General features: G+C 45.8%; 19 protein-coding genes. 13 read left to right on the top strand and 6 right to left on the bottom strand.

From position 1 onward, the window contains the following. Positions 1–71: 71 nt before the first annotated feature. The 3 genes from C8R11_RS07130 to C8R11_RS07120 all read left to right on the top strand — a co-directional run bounded on the left by C8R11_RS07130 (position 72) and on the right by C8R11_RS07120 (position 2,731). Positions 72–707, top strand: coding sequence for a hypothetical protein (locus tag C8R11_RS07130; RefSeq protein WP_107795111.1), 636 nt, complete (start codon positions 72–74; stop codon positions 705–707). A gap of 42 nt (positions 708–749) precedes the next feature. Next, positions 750–2,156, top strand: a complete 1,407-nt coding sequence (locus C8R11_RS07125; protein ID WP_107795110.1) for a zinc metalloprotease — start codon at positions 750–752, stop codon at positions 2,154–2,156. Positions 2,157–2,314: 158 nt separating this feature from the next. Further along, complete coding sequence (locus C8R11_RS07120; RefSeq protein ID WP_107795109.1) at positions 2,315–2,731, top strand: hypothetical protein; 417 nt, start codon at positions 2,315–2,317, stop codon at positions 2,729–2,731. Positions 2,732–2,859: 128 nt separating this feature from the next. Here the strand turns inward: C8R11_RS07120 and ppa are convergent, their stop codons facing one another. After that, positions 2,860–3,408, bottom strand: coding sequence for an inorganic diphosphatase (gene ppa / locus C8R11_RS07115; protein WP_107795108.1), 549 nt, complete (start codon positions 3,406–3,408; stop codon positions 2,860–2,862). A 148-nt stretch (positions 3,409–3,556) separates the two neighbouring features. Between ppa and C8R11_RS07110 the strand changes: the two genes are divergently transcribed. From C8R11_RS07110 to C8R11_RS16945, 7 genes are all read left to right on the top strand, one after another. Then, positions 3,557–4,882, top strand: coding sequence for an MFS transporter (locus C8R11_RS07110; RefSeq protein WP_107795107.1), 1,326 nt, complete (start codon positions 3,557–3,559; stop codon positions 4,880–4,882). Beyond that, positions 4,879–5,706, top strand: a complete 828-nt coding sequence (locus tag C8R11_RS07105) for a DUF3025 domain-containing protein (protein WP_107795106.1) — start codon at positions 4,879–4,881, stop codon at positions 5,704–5,706. Before C8R11_RS07110 ends, C8R11_RS07105 begins: the two co-directional genes overlap by 4 nt. Positions 5,707–5,845: 139 nt before the next feature. Continuing rightward, entirely contained in the window at positions 5,846–6,946 is a 1,101-nt protein-coding gene (locus C8R11_RS07100; RefSeq protein ID WP_244907588.1) for a glycosyltransferase family 4 protein, read from the top strand. A 10-nt stretch (positions 6,947–6,956) separates the two neighbouring features. After that, the gene (locus tag C8R11_RS07095) at positions 6,957–8,351 is read left to right on the top strand and encodes a phenylacetate--CoA ligase family protein (protein ID WP_107795105.1); all 1,395 of its coding nucleotides are present in this window, start codon (positions 6,957–6,959) and stop codon (positions 8,349–8,351) included. 161 nt (positions 8,352–8,512) lie between these two features. Continuing rightward, positions 8,513–9,292, top strand: coding sequence for a DUF5995 family protein (locus C8R11_RS07090; RefSeq protein WP_244907587.1), 780 nt, complete (start codon positions 8,513–8,515; stop codon positions 9,290–9,292). Between the two features lie 589 nt (positions 9,293–9,881). Next, positions 9,882–10,049 carry a VOC family protein gene (locus tag C8R11_RS16680; RefSeq protein ID WP_244907586.1) on the top strand — a complete coding sequence of 56 codons (168 nt, stop codon included), beginning with the start codon at positions 9,882–9,884 and terminating at the stop codon, positions 10,047–10,049. A gap of 66 nt (positions 10,050–10,115) precedes the next feature. After that, entirely contained in the window at positions 10,116–10,250 is a 135-nt protein-coding gene (locus C8R11_RS16945) for a VOC family protein (protein WP_280523879.1), read from the top strand. Between the two features lie 204 nt (positions 10,251–10,454). Here the strand turns inward: C8R11_RS16945 and C8R11_RS07080 are convergent, their stop codons facing one another. The 4 genes from C8R11_RS07080 to C8R11_RS07065 all read right to left on the bottom strand — a co-directional run bounded on the left by C8R11_RS07080 (position 10,455) and on the right by C8R11_RS07065 (position 11,948). After that, the gene (locus C8R11_RS07080; RefSeq protein WP_090697045.1) at positions 10,455–10,865 is read right to left on the bottom strand and encodes an OsmC family protein; all 411 of its coding nucleotides are present in this window, start codon (positions 10,863–10,865) and stop codon (positions 10,455–10,457) included. Positions 10,866–10,950: 85 nt separating this feature from the next. Continuing rightward, positions 10,951–11,262, bottom strand: coding sequence for a c-type cytochrome (locus tag C8R11_RS07075; RefSeq protein ID WP_107795104.1), 312 nt, complete (start codon positions 11,260–11,262; stop codon positions 10,951–10,953). Positions 11,263–11,286: 24 nt separating this feature from the next. Continuing rightward, a complete protein-coding gene (locus tag C8R11_RS07070) occupies positions 11,287–11,502 on the bottom strand; it encodes a hypothetical protein (RefSeq protein WP_107795103.1) in 216 nt (71 codons plus the stop codon). A 74-nt stretch (positions 11,503–11,576) separates the two neighbouring features. After that, a complete protein-coding gene (locus tag C8R11_RS07065; protein ID WP_146159091.1) occupies positions 11,577–11,948 on the bottom strand; it encodes a hypothetical protein in 372 nt (123 codons plus the stop codon). Between the two features lie 77 nt (positions 11,949–12,025). On the opposite strand from C8R11_RS07065, the gene C8R11_RS17060 reads away from it, so the two are divergent. Next, positions 12,026–12,187, top strand: coding sequence for a hypothetical protein (locus C8R11_RS17060; RefSeq protein WP_342352462.1), 162 nt, complete (start codon positions 12,026–12,028; stop codon positions 12,185–12,187). Between the two features lie 21 nt (positions 12,188–12,208). On the opposite strand, the gene rimO is transcribed toward C8R11_RS17060, so the two are convergent. Beyond that, positions 12,209–13,552 carry a 30S ribosomal protein S12 methylthiotransferase RimO gene (gene rimO, locus C8R11_RS07055; protein ID WP_107795101.1) on the bottom strand — a complete coding sequence of 448 codons (1,344 nt, stop codon included), beginning with the start codon at positions 13,550–13,552 and terminating at the stop codon, positions 12,209–12,211. A gap of 128 nt (positions 13,553–13,680) precedes the next feature. Between rimO and C8R11_RS07050 the strand changes: the two genes are divergently transcribed. After that, complete coding sequence (locus C8R11_RS07050; RefSeq protein ID WP_181258194.1) at positions 13,681–14,244, top strand: EndoU domain-containing protein; 564 nt, start codon at positions 13,681–13,683, stop codon at positions 14,242–14,244. After that, the gene (locus C8R11_RS07045) at positions 14,241–14,567 is read left to right on the top strand and encodes a hypothetical protein (protein WP_107795099.1); all 327 of its coding nucleotides are present in this window, start codon (positions 14,241–14,243) and stop codon (positions 14,565–14,567) included. The genes C8R11_RS07050 and C8R11_RS07045 overlap by 4 nt, the downstream gene beginning before the upstream one ends. Positions 14,568–14,611 lie beyond the last annotated feature (44 nt).

Raw genomic sequence — 14,611 nt, 5'->3', positions numbered from 1 at the left:
AATTTTATAGTTGCTTATCAAGAAACAGTTTGGGTAGTATGCCAGATATTTGCTTACATCATAATAAAACCATGATTATCTTTTTAGACAGATTATTATTCAGGAAAGTTTTTGAATTATCTCAATTATGTTTTAAGTGTTTGCTGGTTTTTTTTCTGTGTCAGCCTGTGCAGGCATTTCAGGGTCAGGATGCGCTTCTTCCTGAAGATATGCTGGTCAGGTATTCCGAAGCACATAATGCAGGTGATGCGCCTGATCAGGCTATTTCGATAGCTGTCTATCGAACAGGCGATGTATTTATTGTTATTCCTGAATATATGCAGCAGGCAGGACATTATCATGTATTGTTGGAACCGGAACAGCTGGATGGGCTTTGGCGTCTGCTGATCCACGAACAAATCCTTACATTTGATGCGCATACCTTGCGAGATATGCAGATCAAGAAACAGCAATCATTAAAAGAATCTGGTGCGGTTATTACGAGTGTTTCAGATAAAGCGGAAGTGTTGCTTGAAATTTATCCCAACAGATACCAACCGCCTGGGCTGGTGGGTGCAGACGGTGATGCAGTTAAACATATCAACTGGTCTGGCTTGAGGTGGGACGCTGAAAACTATCCGGAAATGGAACCTATTCAATTGTTATCTGAAATTCAGGCATTCATGCTTTCAATTTTGCAGCATAAAGATTTGCAGTCGGTGGATTGATAATATGCGGTCAGCCATGTGTTTCAAAAAGGACTTTTCCTGATGTTGAGTGATTTGAAGGTAATCAGAACAAATGACTGGGCACAAAAGCGGCAAGCATGCTCAATATCGTTGTTATGGGTCTTATTATTCTGGATACTGTCGGCAGAAGCGGGTGTGTTTGAGTTTGTCGATGAAGTCAACGAAGTTGATATCATTACGCATCCGTCTGGATATAATGGCCGTGGCGGCGAGCTGGTTGTGACGGTTGGTATTGCTCCCATGTCTCCGCATGCAGCTGAAATGGAAATACCCGTGCAAAATGCAATCAATACCTGGAACCAGCAGGTGCCTACAACAGGAAATATCAAGTCAGATGAAAGCATTGTACCAAGCCGTACATTTGATTTCGAGTCGGTTGCATTACATGAGCTGGGACACTGCATAGGACTTGCGCATCCTAATATGGCCACTGAATCCGGGCTGGTGGGTAATGATAAAAATTATACGAAAGCGATCAGCGGCAGTAACAACCGGTTTGATCTGGATAGCGGTGTTGACGGTATCATCGGTTCCTCCGATGACTTGCGCGGAGATGATATCAATCTGCATTGGTTTAACAGGGAAAATAATAATCCATTTGTATTGGCAGAAATCATTGATATAACTACCTATAGTCTGAATTTGGATGATCTTCCATCAGGCCATCAATTTGCAGCGAACGGTGATCGCCAGGTATCACTTTTGCTAGGGCTTCAGACAACCGAAGCCGTGATGCAACAAGGTATTCTGTCGGGCGAATCCCGGCGCACGCTGGCAGCTGATGATATTGCGACACTGCGCCTGGCGATGAATGGCCTCGATAGATTGGCGGGCACACCGGATGATTATATATTGACGTTGCAATATGAAGGTCTTACGGATGACGCTGATATTGTTTTCAATTTTGATAACCGGGCTTCATTTGCAGCCTGTAGCCTTACTGGATTTTTTCTAAATGACAAACATGTTGTGATACAAAAAGGGCATATTTCTTTCAATACAGGTTTTATATGGTTTTTTAATCCGGAATTGACGCCCCCTGTGCCGGAACAGCCAGTTGTATCCATTCTGGCAAACAACCAGACGGGTGATTCTGTTATTGTGCTATCCGGTGATCCCCTATCGCTGGTGGTGGGACTTGATCCGGGGCATAAAAGTGGTGATCAGGCTGATTATTGGGTACGAGCGATGACCCCGATTGGCGTTTATTGGCTGAATAACCGATTACAATTCGTACGTTCGGATACTCCGATACGTGTACATGGGGGAGCATTGATTGACTTCTCTGCTTTCAGTATTCTGGAGAGCATGACAGCCGGCTTACCAGTCGGTACCTATACGGTAACATTTGCGGTAGACGAGAACCTTGATCAGATTTTCGATGCAACGTATCAAAACTCGGTAACGTTTACGTTACTGCCGCGTTAGTTTTTCGGTTTGTTGCAGCCGATTATTAAAATAGTGTATAAAAATGAATAAATGTCATTTCTTTTTTAATTGCGCACAATAAATCGGTTAAAGTGCGATATATTTTTGAATGCGGTATTTCATGGAAGAAGTAATAACAATTTTAAAAGGATTTTGATATGCTTTGCCCAAAATGTGGAACAGACAATGCTGAGCAAGCCGAAGCTTGCGTCAATTGTGGTGAAAAATTAATCGATAAAAATATGCAGGCGGAACAGACGGAAAATATGCAAACGGGACAGAACGTTTCATCTCATGAAGCGGTAGAGAGCGATAATGCACAACCGCAACGCCCGCCCCGCATCACCCATGTTGATATTCAACCGGATAAAGCGAAGGAAAAACCGGTTGTTTCAAGCGGGATGTATATTACTATTATTGTACTGTCAATATTTGTCCCACCTATAGGTATAGCAATGGGGTTTACCTATCTGCGGAAAATACACCCGGATGCCAAGAAAGCAGGAAAAGTTTGGTTGATATGGGGAATTTTAACATTTACAATTCTGGCTTCTCTTGCAATTACTCGATCTTAATTTGATTAACTGGTGATTCGTGTTAAGCGAACATCAATAAACCCTTTGTTTAAGCCGAGGTTGACAACCTGCATAATCAATTGATCTAATGAAATACAATTTTTGCGGATCGAAAATTTCGACGGCTGTTAAAACATCGGTTTTTCTTTTGCTGCGTTAAATCGCTCAATACCATCGATAATTTCAGACTTCGCTTTATTCACGCTTTCCCAGCCTTCTATTTTGACCCATTTTCCTTCTTCCAGGTCTTTATAATGCTCAAAAAAGTGCGCAATCTGAGACAACGTTAGTTGTGGCAGATCATGGCAAGAGGCAATATTCTGATAAAGGTTGCACAATTGATTGATAGGGACTGCAAGTAATTTTGCATCTTCGCCGGCTTCATCGGTCATTCTGAGCATGCCGAGTGGGCGGCAGCGTACAACCACACCTGTGATCAGCGGTACCGGCGAGATCACCAATACATCCACCGGATCGCCATCATCTGATAATGTGTGCGGTATATATCCGTAGTTACAAGGGTAATGCATAGCCGTTGACATGAATCGATCAACAAACATGGCGCCGGTTTTTTTATCCACTTCATATTTGATGGGGTCTGCATGCATTGGTATTTCGATAATGACGTTAAAATCATTGGGAATATCGGTACCTGAGCTGACGCGGTCTAAATTCATGTTGACTCCTTAAGTGACACAAAATGATTACTATTATAGCGTTTGCAATTACATAGATTTAACTGATTGCCTTGATATTTTAAGCTGTAAGAAGAATTGAGAAGATTGAGAGAGGTTGTCTTATACATGTTCCGGATTATCCATCCTGATGTCAGAATCAAATAAAATACCAACAACTGCTTTAACACCGAATGCATCCGCGGCTGTACCCGAAACGGGTGTAAATTCCGAGATAATCGATTGTGGCGCGGTACCCGATGCAGAAACCATACACGAGTGGCCTGTATTGCTCGTGCTCGCTGCTATTCATTTTGTGCATATTCTGGATTTTATGATGATTATGCCGCTGGGGCCGGAGTTTTTCAGGCTTTATGAGATTACGCCGCAACAGTTTGGTTTTTTAGTGACGGCCTATACCTTCAGTGCTGCAATTTGCAGCTTTATGGCCGGGTTTGTGGTGGATCGTTTCGATCGCAAGCATGCGCTGATTTGTTTTTGTTCGGGATTCTCACTGGCGACATTGTTGTGCGCATTGTCGATAAACTATGAGATGCTGTTATGCAGCAGGGCGATAGCTGGTATGTTTGGGGGGTTGTTGAGTGCGACCATATTTTCGATTATTGGAGATCTAATCCCGGCTTCGCGGCGGGGCAAAGCGACCGGAACCGTGATGTCTTCATTTTCATTCGCAGCGGTTGCCGGTATGCCGGCCGGACTGTTTCTGGCAAATATGATCAGCTGGCGTGTTCCGTTTGTGGTATTGGCGCTGTTGGGATTAATAATTATTCTGGTGGCTTATCGATTGTTGCCATCGGTAAAACCGCATTTGCACCCTGCGTACCAGGATGTCTCGCCGGGCGTGCTGAATCAATTCAGAAATATTTTTCTGAACCGGAATCACGTCTTTGCCTTTCTGCTCATCGCGATGCTGATGTTTTCTGGTTATCTGGTTATCCCGTTTATCAGTGTTTATATGGTGACAAATGTCGGTATGCATGAAGACGAATTACCCTATCTTTATTTTTTTGGTGGATTATTCAGTTTTTTCACCGCAAACCTTTTTGGCAGGTTCACCGACCGGTATGACAAGAGAATAATGCTCGGGGTGCTGGCGATTTTGTCTTTAGTGCCTATCCTGTGGATTACCCATATTTCAAAAGCGTCGCTGTTTATGTCGCTGACAGCGACGACATTATTCATGATACTGGTCACGGGCAGAATTATCCCGCTAATGGCCCTGGTGGCAGCCTGCGTAAGGCCGCATCTGCGGGGTAGTTTTATGACGTTTCATATGTCGATACAACAGTTGTCAGCTGGTTTGGGTTCGCTTCTGGCCGGTTCCATGATGGTGATGACGGTGCATGGAGAAATGCTGCATTTTGATACCGTGGGTATGATTGCGGCTGTGATCACTGTGATCGGTATTTTGCTGGTCACGCGGTTGAAAACGATTGAAGAGTTGGATAAAAAGTGAATTTGACGCATTGGCATCCGCATTTTATTGATCTTTCACCTGTTTTTGAACCTTTCAAACCAATGGCTGGGGCCATCGGGACGTTCAATGACTGGCCGACTTGCCAGGATTTACATAACCTGAAATTGCGCGTAGCGCACGATGTCTTGACATGCTCCGGCGTTCCGGTTCGTTTTGTGGCGCAGGAAAATGCAGCCAATGATGCATTTGAGCAATGGTATGAGCCCCGGATTTACCTGTCCGGTGAAGTGGCTACGCGGCCGGAAAACTGGCATGATTTTTTTAATGCATTGGTATGGATGACATTTCCACATGCCAAGGCCACGTTGAACCAGATTCACTACCACGCACTGATTCATGCAGCGCAGCGCAATATCGCAAAACGAGGCCCGTTAAGAGATGCGTCGACGCTGTTTGATGAATCGGGTGTGATTGTATTGAGCAGTCAGATGGCGCTCATGGAATTACTGCGGCAGCACGCGTGGAAAGAAGTATTCTGGAAATACAGAAAAGCGGTGTTGTCATCAATGCGTTTTATGGTATTTGGTCACGCGTTATACGAGAAAGCACTTAATCCTTATGTCGGCATGACCGGTAAGGGTATTTTTTTTCAGGTGGACGAGGCGTTCTTTCGGAAGAGGCTGGTCGAGCAGTTACACGCTGTTGATCAATGGTTGGCGGATTTTCTGTTGCAAAAACTGGCTTCCAATGCCGACCTGTCGCCGATTCCCATATTAGGGTACCCGGGATGGTCGGATGACAATGCCGCCGTTGATTATTATGACAATACGCAATATTTTCGCCCGCTTGTCCGTACAAAATGAACCGGATATTCTGCGCAACCATGTCATGCGGGGATGAATGCCTTATAATGAAGTTTACATAAGACAGGGACTTTTTTTATATCATGAATCGCAATAAAGTCGGCGACCGTAGTTGTATTATTGACCTAGGAGTGATGGTTTGAGTCAGCCTTTATTACGTATCGGTCTGGTGGGGCCGCTGCCGCCGCCTTATGGCGGTATGGCTAATCAGACCCGTCAACTGGCCAGGCTCTTGCAGCAGGAAGGCATTCAGGTTGAATTGGTTCAGGTGAACGCGCCTTATCAACCCGTCTGGGCTGGAAAAATCAAGGGATTCAGAGCTGTTTTCAGACTGGTGCCGTATTTGGCTTGTCTCTGGCAGATTGCCGGTCGGGTGCAGTTGTTTCATATCATGGCGAATTCGGGTTGGGCATGGCATTTATTCGCCGCGCCTGCTATCTGGATTGCCCAGTTCAGAAAAACACCTGTAATTGTTAATTATCGGGGGGATGAAGCGGAAGCATTTTTTCAGAAATCCTTTTTCTGGGTCAAGCGCAGTCTGGATAGAACAGATGCGATTATAGTGCCATCCGGCTTTCTTGAAGCGATCTTTCGCCAGAGAGGTTATGCCTCAAAAATCATACCCAATATTATCGATTTGAACCGGTTTAATGCGAAACCGGTTGAAGATAAAGCAAACCAGTCTGACGCTCCGCATATCGTAGTCACACGTCATCTGGAAGCGATTTATGATAATGCTACGGCGATACGCGCATTTCATATCGTAAAAAAAATTATCCCGGGTGCGCGGTTGACCGTCGCCGGCGCCGGGCCAGAAAGGCAAATGCTGGAAAATATGGTAGCTGAACTTGATCTGCAGGATGCAGTTAAATTCACCGGTCGTATTGATAACGATGCCATTGCCGCGCTTTACCAGTGTGCAGATATGATGATCAATGCCAGTTTAGTGGATAACATGCCGATTTCAATACTTGAAGCACTGGCCAGTGGCGTACCCGTCGTCAGTTCTGATGCGGGCGGCATTCCATATCTTGTGGAACATGGTAAAACTGCGTTGCTGGTGCCCCAAAAAGACGCCGCGGCAATGGCCGAGGCGATGCTGCAAATCCTGCAAAGCTCTGAACGGGCAGATAGCCTGCGAAAAAACGGCATAGCGTCCCTTGAGCAATATACCTGGCATTCGGTCAAGCATCATTTGTTTTCCGTCTATCACCAGGTGCTGGAAAACAATCAACGTTGATAGAATCTAGATGAATAAACCACCCGTCACATCAAAAAATATCAAAATAACTAAAAGTCTTTATACAGCCTGGATTTCCGGATTTTTCTTTCCGTTGCATGAGAAGCTTAAAAAGCATACGAGCGTTATCATGCGCAGGCAGTTGGAAGAATCACAATGGTGGGATAACGCGCGACTGCAGGATCTTCAGCTGACTAAACTGCGTGATTTTCTAATCCATGTGCAGACTCATGTGCTTTATTACCGCCATTTGTTTTTGGAAATCGGATTTGATCCGGTCAATGTACACTCTTTGGCCGATCTGACTAGCCTTCCATTTTTAACCAAATCCGTAATCAGGCGCAATATCGGTGGTTTGAAGTCGGATAGCGCCCGGTATCTGACGCGCTACAATACCGGTGGCTCCAGCGGTGAACCGCTGGTGTTCTTTATCGGTAAAGGCCGCACGAGTCACGATATCGCAGCTAAATGGCGCGCAACACGCTGGTGGGGCGTGGATATTGGCGATCCTGAGATCGTCATATGGGGGTCGCCGATCGAACTCGGCGCGCAGGATCGCCTGCGCAATCTGCGTGACCGGATGATGCGCACAAAGTTGCTGCCGGCTTTTGAAATGTCCGAGCAAAAAATCGATGGTTTTTTGGCAGAAATACGTGCTAAGCGGCCCAGAATGCTGTTCGGCTATCCCTCTGCGTTATCACATATCGCGCGCTACGCCAAAACGCACGGCATTCGCATGGACGACCTGGGCATACAGGCGGCGTTTGTAACTTCAGAGCGTTTATACGACGATCAACGGCAGCAAATCAGCACAGTGTTTAATTGTCCGGTTGCCAACGGCTACGGCGGACGCGATGCCGGTTTTATCGCGCATGAATGCCCGGAAGGCGGAATGCATATCAGCGCCGAAGATATCATCGTCGAAATTATTGATGCGCAGGGTACTCCACTGCCGCCGGGTGAATCCGGTGAAATCGTTGTTACCCACCTGGCTACGCATGATTTTCCGTTCATTCGCTACAAAACGGGTGATATGGGCATTCTGCATGACAAACCCTGTGCCTGCGGACGCGGCCTGCCGTTAATCCGCGAAATTCAGGGGCGCAGCACCGACTTTGTCGTAGCTCAGGACGGCACCGTGATGCACGGCCTGGCGCTGATTTATATCCTGCGTGACCTGCCGCAAATTGAAGCGTTTAAAATCATTCAGGAAAGCCTGAACGAAACCCATATTTATTTAGTGACTAAAACAACCCTTGATCAACAGGTTCGATTGCAGATCGAGCGTGCGTTTAAAGCCAGGCTGGGTCATGCGGTGACGATTGTCATCAAACAGGTCGCACACATTCCCGCCGAGAAATCGGGTAAATTTCGTTATGTGGTGAGCAAGGTTGCCGACAGGTAGAGCAAACATCCGGTGGACCCATTTACCAAACTGCCGGATATAAGCGGTCAAAGCAAGCCAGTGGAGCCGTGGAATAGCGGGCTTCTGCGTATCAATTGGCATAGTCGTGTGTTTATACCCGGAGAATAAATCAATGTTTTTCTGATGAAGGAGAAATATATATGTCTGACACAGATTTTCCTGCTTCAATTGCAATGCCTGCCGAAACGATTGACGAAGTTATCAATCAGCTCACAAGTATCGTCGAATGGTCCAAGGAGAATAATTCCCGCATCGGCTATTTTGCTGCGCTTTACCGCAAAGTGACGGTTCAGGTCAAGAAAGGTATTGAAGAAGGTTTTTTTGATGACGGCCCGCGCATGGCGCGTCTTGATGTCATTTTCGCTAACCGCTATATTCACGCCTGTTATCAGTATCAGACCGGCCAGACGCCGACGCAATCCTGGGTGCGCGCGTTTGATGCAACCAAAGACTGGTGGCCCATCGTGCTGCAGCATTTACTGATGGGTATGAACGCGCATATCAACCTCGATCTGGGCATTGCGGCAGCTGAAACTGTACCGCCTGAAGAGTTGCCTGATCTTAAAGGTGACTTCAATAAAATTAACCAGGTACTGGCTGACCTGGTTGGCAGCGTCAAAAATGAATTGGCCGAAATTTGGCCGATACTGGGAATCATGAACCGCTATCTTGGCAGTGTGGAAACCGCCATCATCAACTTCAGCATGGAAAACGCCCGCGACGCTGCCTGGTCGTTCGCCGAAGAACTGTCTCCGCTGCCGGAGGCACTGCGCCAACAGGCCATCATGCAAAAGGATGACATGTTTGCCGTATTCTCCGATGTCATTCTGCATCCGGGTTTTACGCTTTCAACTGTGTTGAAAATTGTACGTCTGGGTGAGCGGGGAACGATACGGGAGCGAGTTGAAATTTTGGAATAGTTTTTGAGACAAAGGGTATGATGATAGGTATACATCCAACTTTGAAAATGATTAAGCATAGTATCCGTACGACTATCGTATTTGGTTAAAGTTTGTTGATGGAGTTGAAGGCGAAATCGATCTTGAGAGAGAATTGTGGGGTGATGTGCTGTTACTTTTGAAAGTTTAAATGCGTTTCTCTGAGTTTATTCTGGATCATGAAATGGAAACAATCGTCTAGCCTAACGGAGCCGATTGCGCGTCAGAGTTTTTATGTCCTAACATATGCTCAAGTCCCCACAAAAAAGGGATACAGCTAGCGAAACAGGTTGCATTTAATATGACGAAAAATAAAAACCTGTTACCAGCATGTCTTTATAGAATTACCGTTTAAATAAATTTTCCGAGGACTATAAATTAGTTTGTCCGGTCTGCGCTGTCGGTTATAGAAGACTCGTGTATATTCATTTTCTTCACAATTGCGCGAGGCCAAGTTTTCAAATTGATGCACTTATAATCTAAATCTAGATATCATAAAGTGGCAGCCAAGTGAAGATCTTGCCTTGGGCCAGATTGCATTATAATTCCCCTTCGAATATAAGGGATATCGATGAAAAATCCGATCGGCTGGTTTGAAATTTATGTGCAGGATATCCCAAGGGCGAAGCAATTTTATGAAGCTGTATTTTCGGTAAAACTGGAAGAGCTGAAGATGCCGGATATGGAAACGTATACGTTTCCTATGTCCAAAAAGGCTATGGCGCGTCTCGTGCGATAGTCAAGATGGCAGAGACTGTCTTTCAGGCGGCACAGTACTTTGGTTTATTTTTGCTGTGGCGATTGCGTGGTTGAAGAAAAAAGAGTCGCAGAAAACAACGGAAAAATCATTAAGGAAAAATTTTCGATTGGTGATTACGATTTTATTTCTCTGGTTACCGATACTGAAGGTAATATGATAGGACTGCATTCAATGAAGTAGTCGGTTGGTTTAAACGTGTTATTTATAAGCATATGCCCTGCATATTTCTTACGCAGTAACATTATATGCCTCAAACTTCAGGCAGCTTTCTGTTGTTAAAAGTCTATCCCCGGCATTTTCGCCTGTTTTTGTCGGACATCATCTGCCTCAGGAGCGTTTGTAACATTCTGTTAAACAGGTTCTGGAGTGTTGTTGATCATATTATTATTTGATTTCAAAATCATGTGTAATTTTTACCGTATTCTTTAGCATAATCGAAGCCGAGCAATATTTCTCAGCGGACAAATTGATAGCACGTTCAACCTGCTGAGGGTTGAGACTGTTTCCGGTGAGTATGAAATGCAAGTGAATATGGGTGAACACCTTGGGATCCGTTGCTGCACGTTGCGCCTCAATATTTACAGCACAATCAGTTACATCCTGACGTGCTTTTTTTAAAATGAAAATGACATCAAATGTCGTGCAGCCGCCGAGCCCCATTAAAATCATTTCCATCGGACGTGGACCCCGGTTCTGTCCACCGGCCTCGGGCGCGCCATCCATCAATACTTGATGGCCGCTGTCCGATTCAGCGAGAAAGCTGACATTACCTTTCCATTGAATATGTGTTTTCATGTTTCTCTGATTATTAAAAGTTACTTGTTAGCAATAAAAAAGCCGACGCGATTAGACGTCGGCTTTTCTAAAAACTGAAACCTGATTACTTAAGCGACAGAATGAAGTCCGCCAGAACTTTGGCGTTTTCATCACTGACCATCGCATTAGGTGGCATTGGAACCGGGCCCCAGACGCCATTGCTGCCGTTTTTAATTTTGCCGGCCAGATACGCTGAAGCGTCATCCTGGTCTGCATATTTTGCAGCGATTTCTTTTAATGACGGACCAACCAGTTTGGTGTCAACATTATGACAGTTCAGACAACCGCTGTTTTTTGCCAGATCTGCGTCAGCTTGTACATTAGCTGCCAGCAATAATGCTGATGCAGCGATCATTCCAACTAAAACTGCTCTCATATTTTTTATTTCCTTATTAAAAATTTATATAGGGATTACTATTTTACCCTGAACTTCACAGATATGCAGCATCTCCTGTAAATCGGGCATGGCTGGCAGGGAACTGTCTGCTTTGCAAACCCAGGCAATCACTGCATTAGCTGTTTGATCTGTGGGCAGAGCTTTGTTAAGACAATCAGGTAAATCGACAAGTTCCGCAGGCAGGTTAAAAACCAGTTTGCCTGGAAATTGTTGTTGCATTGCCGTTTGTCACGCTGTACTTTCAGAAAGCTGACCCCGTAAAATAATGACCAGTGGCGCCAAAATCTGCTATTTCAAGACGATGCATAGCCGCTCGTTTTCGTGGTTATGGATAAATAGAAAAGCTGCAGTTTTTTTGAGGCGGATATGTAACGATTTTCTCCCAAAATAAACTCCAGGCGTTGCAATGTTATTACGGTTATGCCACTACCTGAGGGTGTTGTATTGCCCAACGCTGGTTTGAGACGATGGATGAGTGTTTCATGATAAAGGCTGGTAAAGAAAAAACTGCCGTTCAATTGATCAAAAATACCGCCTCTGGCCATTTTTGTCAGTGTGAATGAGACCATATGTAATGCATTGGTATAACGGGTAGCGCCATAATACTGTGAACAGAACAAAAGCTCGGCAGGGTGGAAAACCTGGGGACAGTTCAAATCCGCCATTTTCAGCGTCAATAACAGGGTGAGCGGCTATATACCGTTACCGGGGTTAACAGGTAATGCGCCATTACATGACACCAATGAAACGCGGAATAAACCGATGGAGAGCAGGGCCGGTTTGTTTTGCGCGCGCGCCAGCGCCAGCGCAAGTGCCTGTTCACTCCAAAGATACCGGTCGACAGGATTGTTGGTCTGTTACAGCAAATGAGGACTGGTTTCGCCGCAGAGATGGTTGGGCATAGCGGTGTACGCTTCAGACACGTTTATTGCCTGCTGATGCTGGTATATAAATCATGCGCATCGGAGTCGGTAATTTCGACTTGCAAGAAATCGCCTGGCTTTAAGCCATGCGGTGGTGCGTTGACATAAACAAGTCCGTCGATTTCCGGCGCATCGGCACTGCTTCTTGCAATGACTTGGTCTTCTTCGACGTGATCAACCATAACGGTTATTGTACGTCCGACTTTGTCAGCCAGTCGTTGGCGGCTGATTGCTTCCTGTACCTGCATGAAACGCTCGTAACGTTCCTCTTTGATTGCTTCCGGAACAGGATCGGGCAGCATATTGGCAGTTGCGCCTTCAACGGGTGAATATTTGAAACAGCCTACGCGATCCAGCTGTGCAGCCTGCAGGAACTGAAGCAGTTCCTCAAACTCGGCTTCAGTTTCACCTGGAAAACCGACAATAAAAGTACTGCGCAGGGTGATGTCAGGGCAGATTTGCCGCCATTGTTGAATTCGCGACAAATTGTTTTCGGCATTTGCAGGACGCTTCATGGCTTTAAGTATCCGAGGATTGGCATGTTGCAGCGGCACATCCAGGTAAGGCAGAATTCTGCCTTCGGCCATGAGGGGGATAATTTCGTCAACATGTGGATAAGGATAGACATAATGCAACCGCACCCAGACGTCCAATTCTCCGAGTGCACTGGCCAGTTCGGTTAAGCGTGTCTTGACAGGCCTGCCTTGCCAGAAGCCAGTACGGTATTTGATGTCGACGCCATAGGCGCTGGTATCCTGGGAGATAATCAATAACTCTTTAACGCCTGCATTCACAAGGTTTTCCGCTTCCTGCATGACCTGATGAATCGGACGGCTGACCAGATCACCGCGCATGGATGGAATGATGCAGAAGGTGCACCGGTGATTGCAGCCCTCGGAAATTTTGACATAAGCATAGTGTTTGGGCGTTAAACGAATGCCTTGCGGTGGAATCAGACTGGTAAACGGATCATGCGGTTGCGGTAAATGGGTGTGAATGGCTGACATGACCTCCGGCAGGGCATGCGGCCCGGTGACTGCGAGCACTTGCGGATGCGCTTTTTTGATCACATTGCCGTCTTCTTTGGCGCCCAGACAGCCGGTGACAATGACTTTGCCGTTTTCGGCAAGCGCTTCGCTGATTGCATCCAGTGATTCCGTTACAGCGCTGTCGATAAAGCCACAGGTATTGACGACAACCAGATCGGCCGATTCATAGGAAGACGAAATTTCATAACCTTCCGCTTTCAACTGTGTCAGGATTTGTTCGGAATCCACCAGTGCCTTGGGACAGCCCAATGAGATGAAACCGACTTTAGGTGATGTTTGTTCTTTAAGTGATGACATGGAATGCAATAGAAAGAAAATTAAAGGATGATGCTAGCATGGTAGAATTTTAACGTATCCTGCACGATAGAAGTTTTTAATCTTGTAAACAGATAGTGGACATTGAAAAATCACAAAGAATGATGGTTATGAATAAATTCAGTGCCGTGATAACTGCTGCGCTTATATTATTGTATGGATTTCCTGTTTATGCTTGGGCGCAGCAGGTTGACTGCAATACGCTGCAGCACTGGACCGTACTCGAAAATAATCTGAAAATGAATCAGAATCACCTGTTTTGCGGTGAATGGAATCGTAATCGTCCAAAAGGTTTTCATTCGCGGCCGGGTGGCTTCAATCCGGATACCGTGGCCTCATTTACCGTGCAGGATAAAGCCAATGCAGCCGGTGTTTATACCGGCAGATGGTCGTATAAAAATAATCCACGCCAAAATAAATTTTCTTCCATGTTTCCTGATCAATGCTCCGTCAGTCAGGTGCTGAATTCCATTACCTATGCAATTGAAAACCAGACGCAATGCCCTGCAGGTGCGCCCGGCTGGACCCGATGTGGCCCTAATAAGCCCGGTGGGACAGGAGATACAGTAGACAATGATGCGAAATACTGCGGCATTAACGGCCGGTTTTTTACTATCGGTTTTGCGCCACCCAGAAATGATCGCGTGAATACCGCTTTTCCATTTTACCAATGAGTGCGACTACTTGCACATGGCCGGGACGTATTCCAGGTGATCCCGTGCATGACCGCATTATCGCGTATTTGACCGTAGACATCCAGAAAAGCCCGGTTTGGACAACTGAGCTAATCGCTAAAATCAAAGCAGTGCGGTCAGGCAGGTTATCATCCTGGGAACGGCCGGGTAACGCCTATTGTCTGTATATTTATCCGCACCATGTCGTTATTGAAGATGATTATGCAGAAGAAGCTGAAACCATTCGAATACCGATTGTAACATTTGCTGCAGCCGTCAATGCCTGGCATGACATGATTCATAATCGTGTCAATGATGACTGAACATAACTTTACCCTGCATTTTTCAACGTTGCAGCAGCAACGCA

Origin of the sequence: Nitrosomonas aestuarii (assembly GCF_003046585.1) — a bacterium.
In the GTDB taxonomy this organism is placed as follows: Bacteria; Pseudomonadota; Gammaproteobacteria; order Burkholderiales; family Nitrosomonadaceae; genus Nitrosomonas; species Nitrosomonas aestuarii.
Note: the sequence above shows the minus strand (reverse complement) of the source record. Positions and strands in the feature narration are given on the sequence as shown.

Bases quoted from the DNA above. Each gene is read 5' to 3' on its own strand.
- C8R11_RS07120 (WP_107795109.1), top strand. From the start codon at position 2,315: ATGCTTTGCCCAAAATGTGGAACAGACAATGCTGAGCAAGCCGAAGCT.
- C8R11_RS07070 (WP_107795103.1), bottom strand. From the start codon at position 11,502: ATGCAACAACAATTTCCAGGCAAACTGGTTTTTAACCTGCCTGCGGAA.
- C8R11_RS07065 (WP_146159091.1), bottom strand. From the start codon at position 11,948: ATGGCGGATTTGAACTGTCCCCAGGTTTTCCACCCTGCCGAGCTTTTG.
- C8R11_RS17060 (WP_342352462.1), top strand. From the start codon at position 12,026: ATGAAACGCGGAATAAACCGATGGAGAGCAGGGCCGGTTTGTTTTGCG.
- C8R11_RS07045 (WP_107795099.1), top strand. From the start codon at position 14,241: ATGAGTGCGACTACTTGCACATGGCCGGGACGTATTCCAGGTGATCCC.
- C8R11_RS07130 (WP_107795111.1), top strand. From the start codon at position 72: ATGATTATCTTTTTAGACAGATTATTATTCAGGAAAGTTTTTGAATTA.
- C8R11_RS16680 (WP_244907586.1), top strand. From the start codon at position 9,882: ATGAAAAATCCGATCGGCTGGTTTGAAATTTATGTGCAGGATATCCCA.
- ppa (WP_107795108.1), bottom strand. From the start codon at position 3,408: ATGAATTTAGACCGCGTCAGCTCAGGTACCGATATTCCCAATGATTTT.
- C8R11_RS07050 (WP_181258194.1), top strand. From the start codon at position 13,681: ATGAATAAATTCAGTGCCGTGATAACTGCTGCGCTTATATTATTGTAT.
- rimO (WP_107795101.1), bottom strand. From the start codon at position 13,552: ATGTCATCACTTAAAGAACAAACATCACCTAAAGTCGGTTTCATCTCA.
- C8R11_RS07095 (WP_107795105.1), top strand. From the start codon at position 6,957: ATGAATAAACCACCCGTCACATCAAAAAATATCAAAATAACTAAAAGT.
- C8R11_RS07125 (WP_107795110.1), top strand. From the start codon at position 750: ATGTTGAGTGATTTGAAGGTAATCAGAACAAATGACTGGGCACAAAAG.
- C8R11_RS07090 (WP_244907587.1), top strand. From the start codon at position 8,513: ATGTCTGACACAGATTTTCCTGCTTCAATTGCAATGCCTGCCGAAACG.
- C8R11_RS07080 (WP_090697045.1), bottom strand. From the start codon at position 10,865: ATGAAAACACATATTCAATGGAAAGGTAATGTCAGCTTTCTCGCTGAA.
- C8R11_RS07110 (WP_107795107.1), top strand. From the start codon at position 3,557: ATGTCAGAATCAAATAAAATACCAACAACTGCTTTAACACCGAATGCA.
- C8R11_RS07075 (WP_107795104.1), bottom strand. From the start codon at position 11,262: ATGAGAGCAGTTTTAGTTGGAATGATCGCTGCATCAGCATTATTGCTG.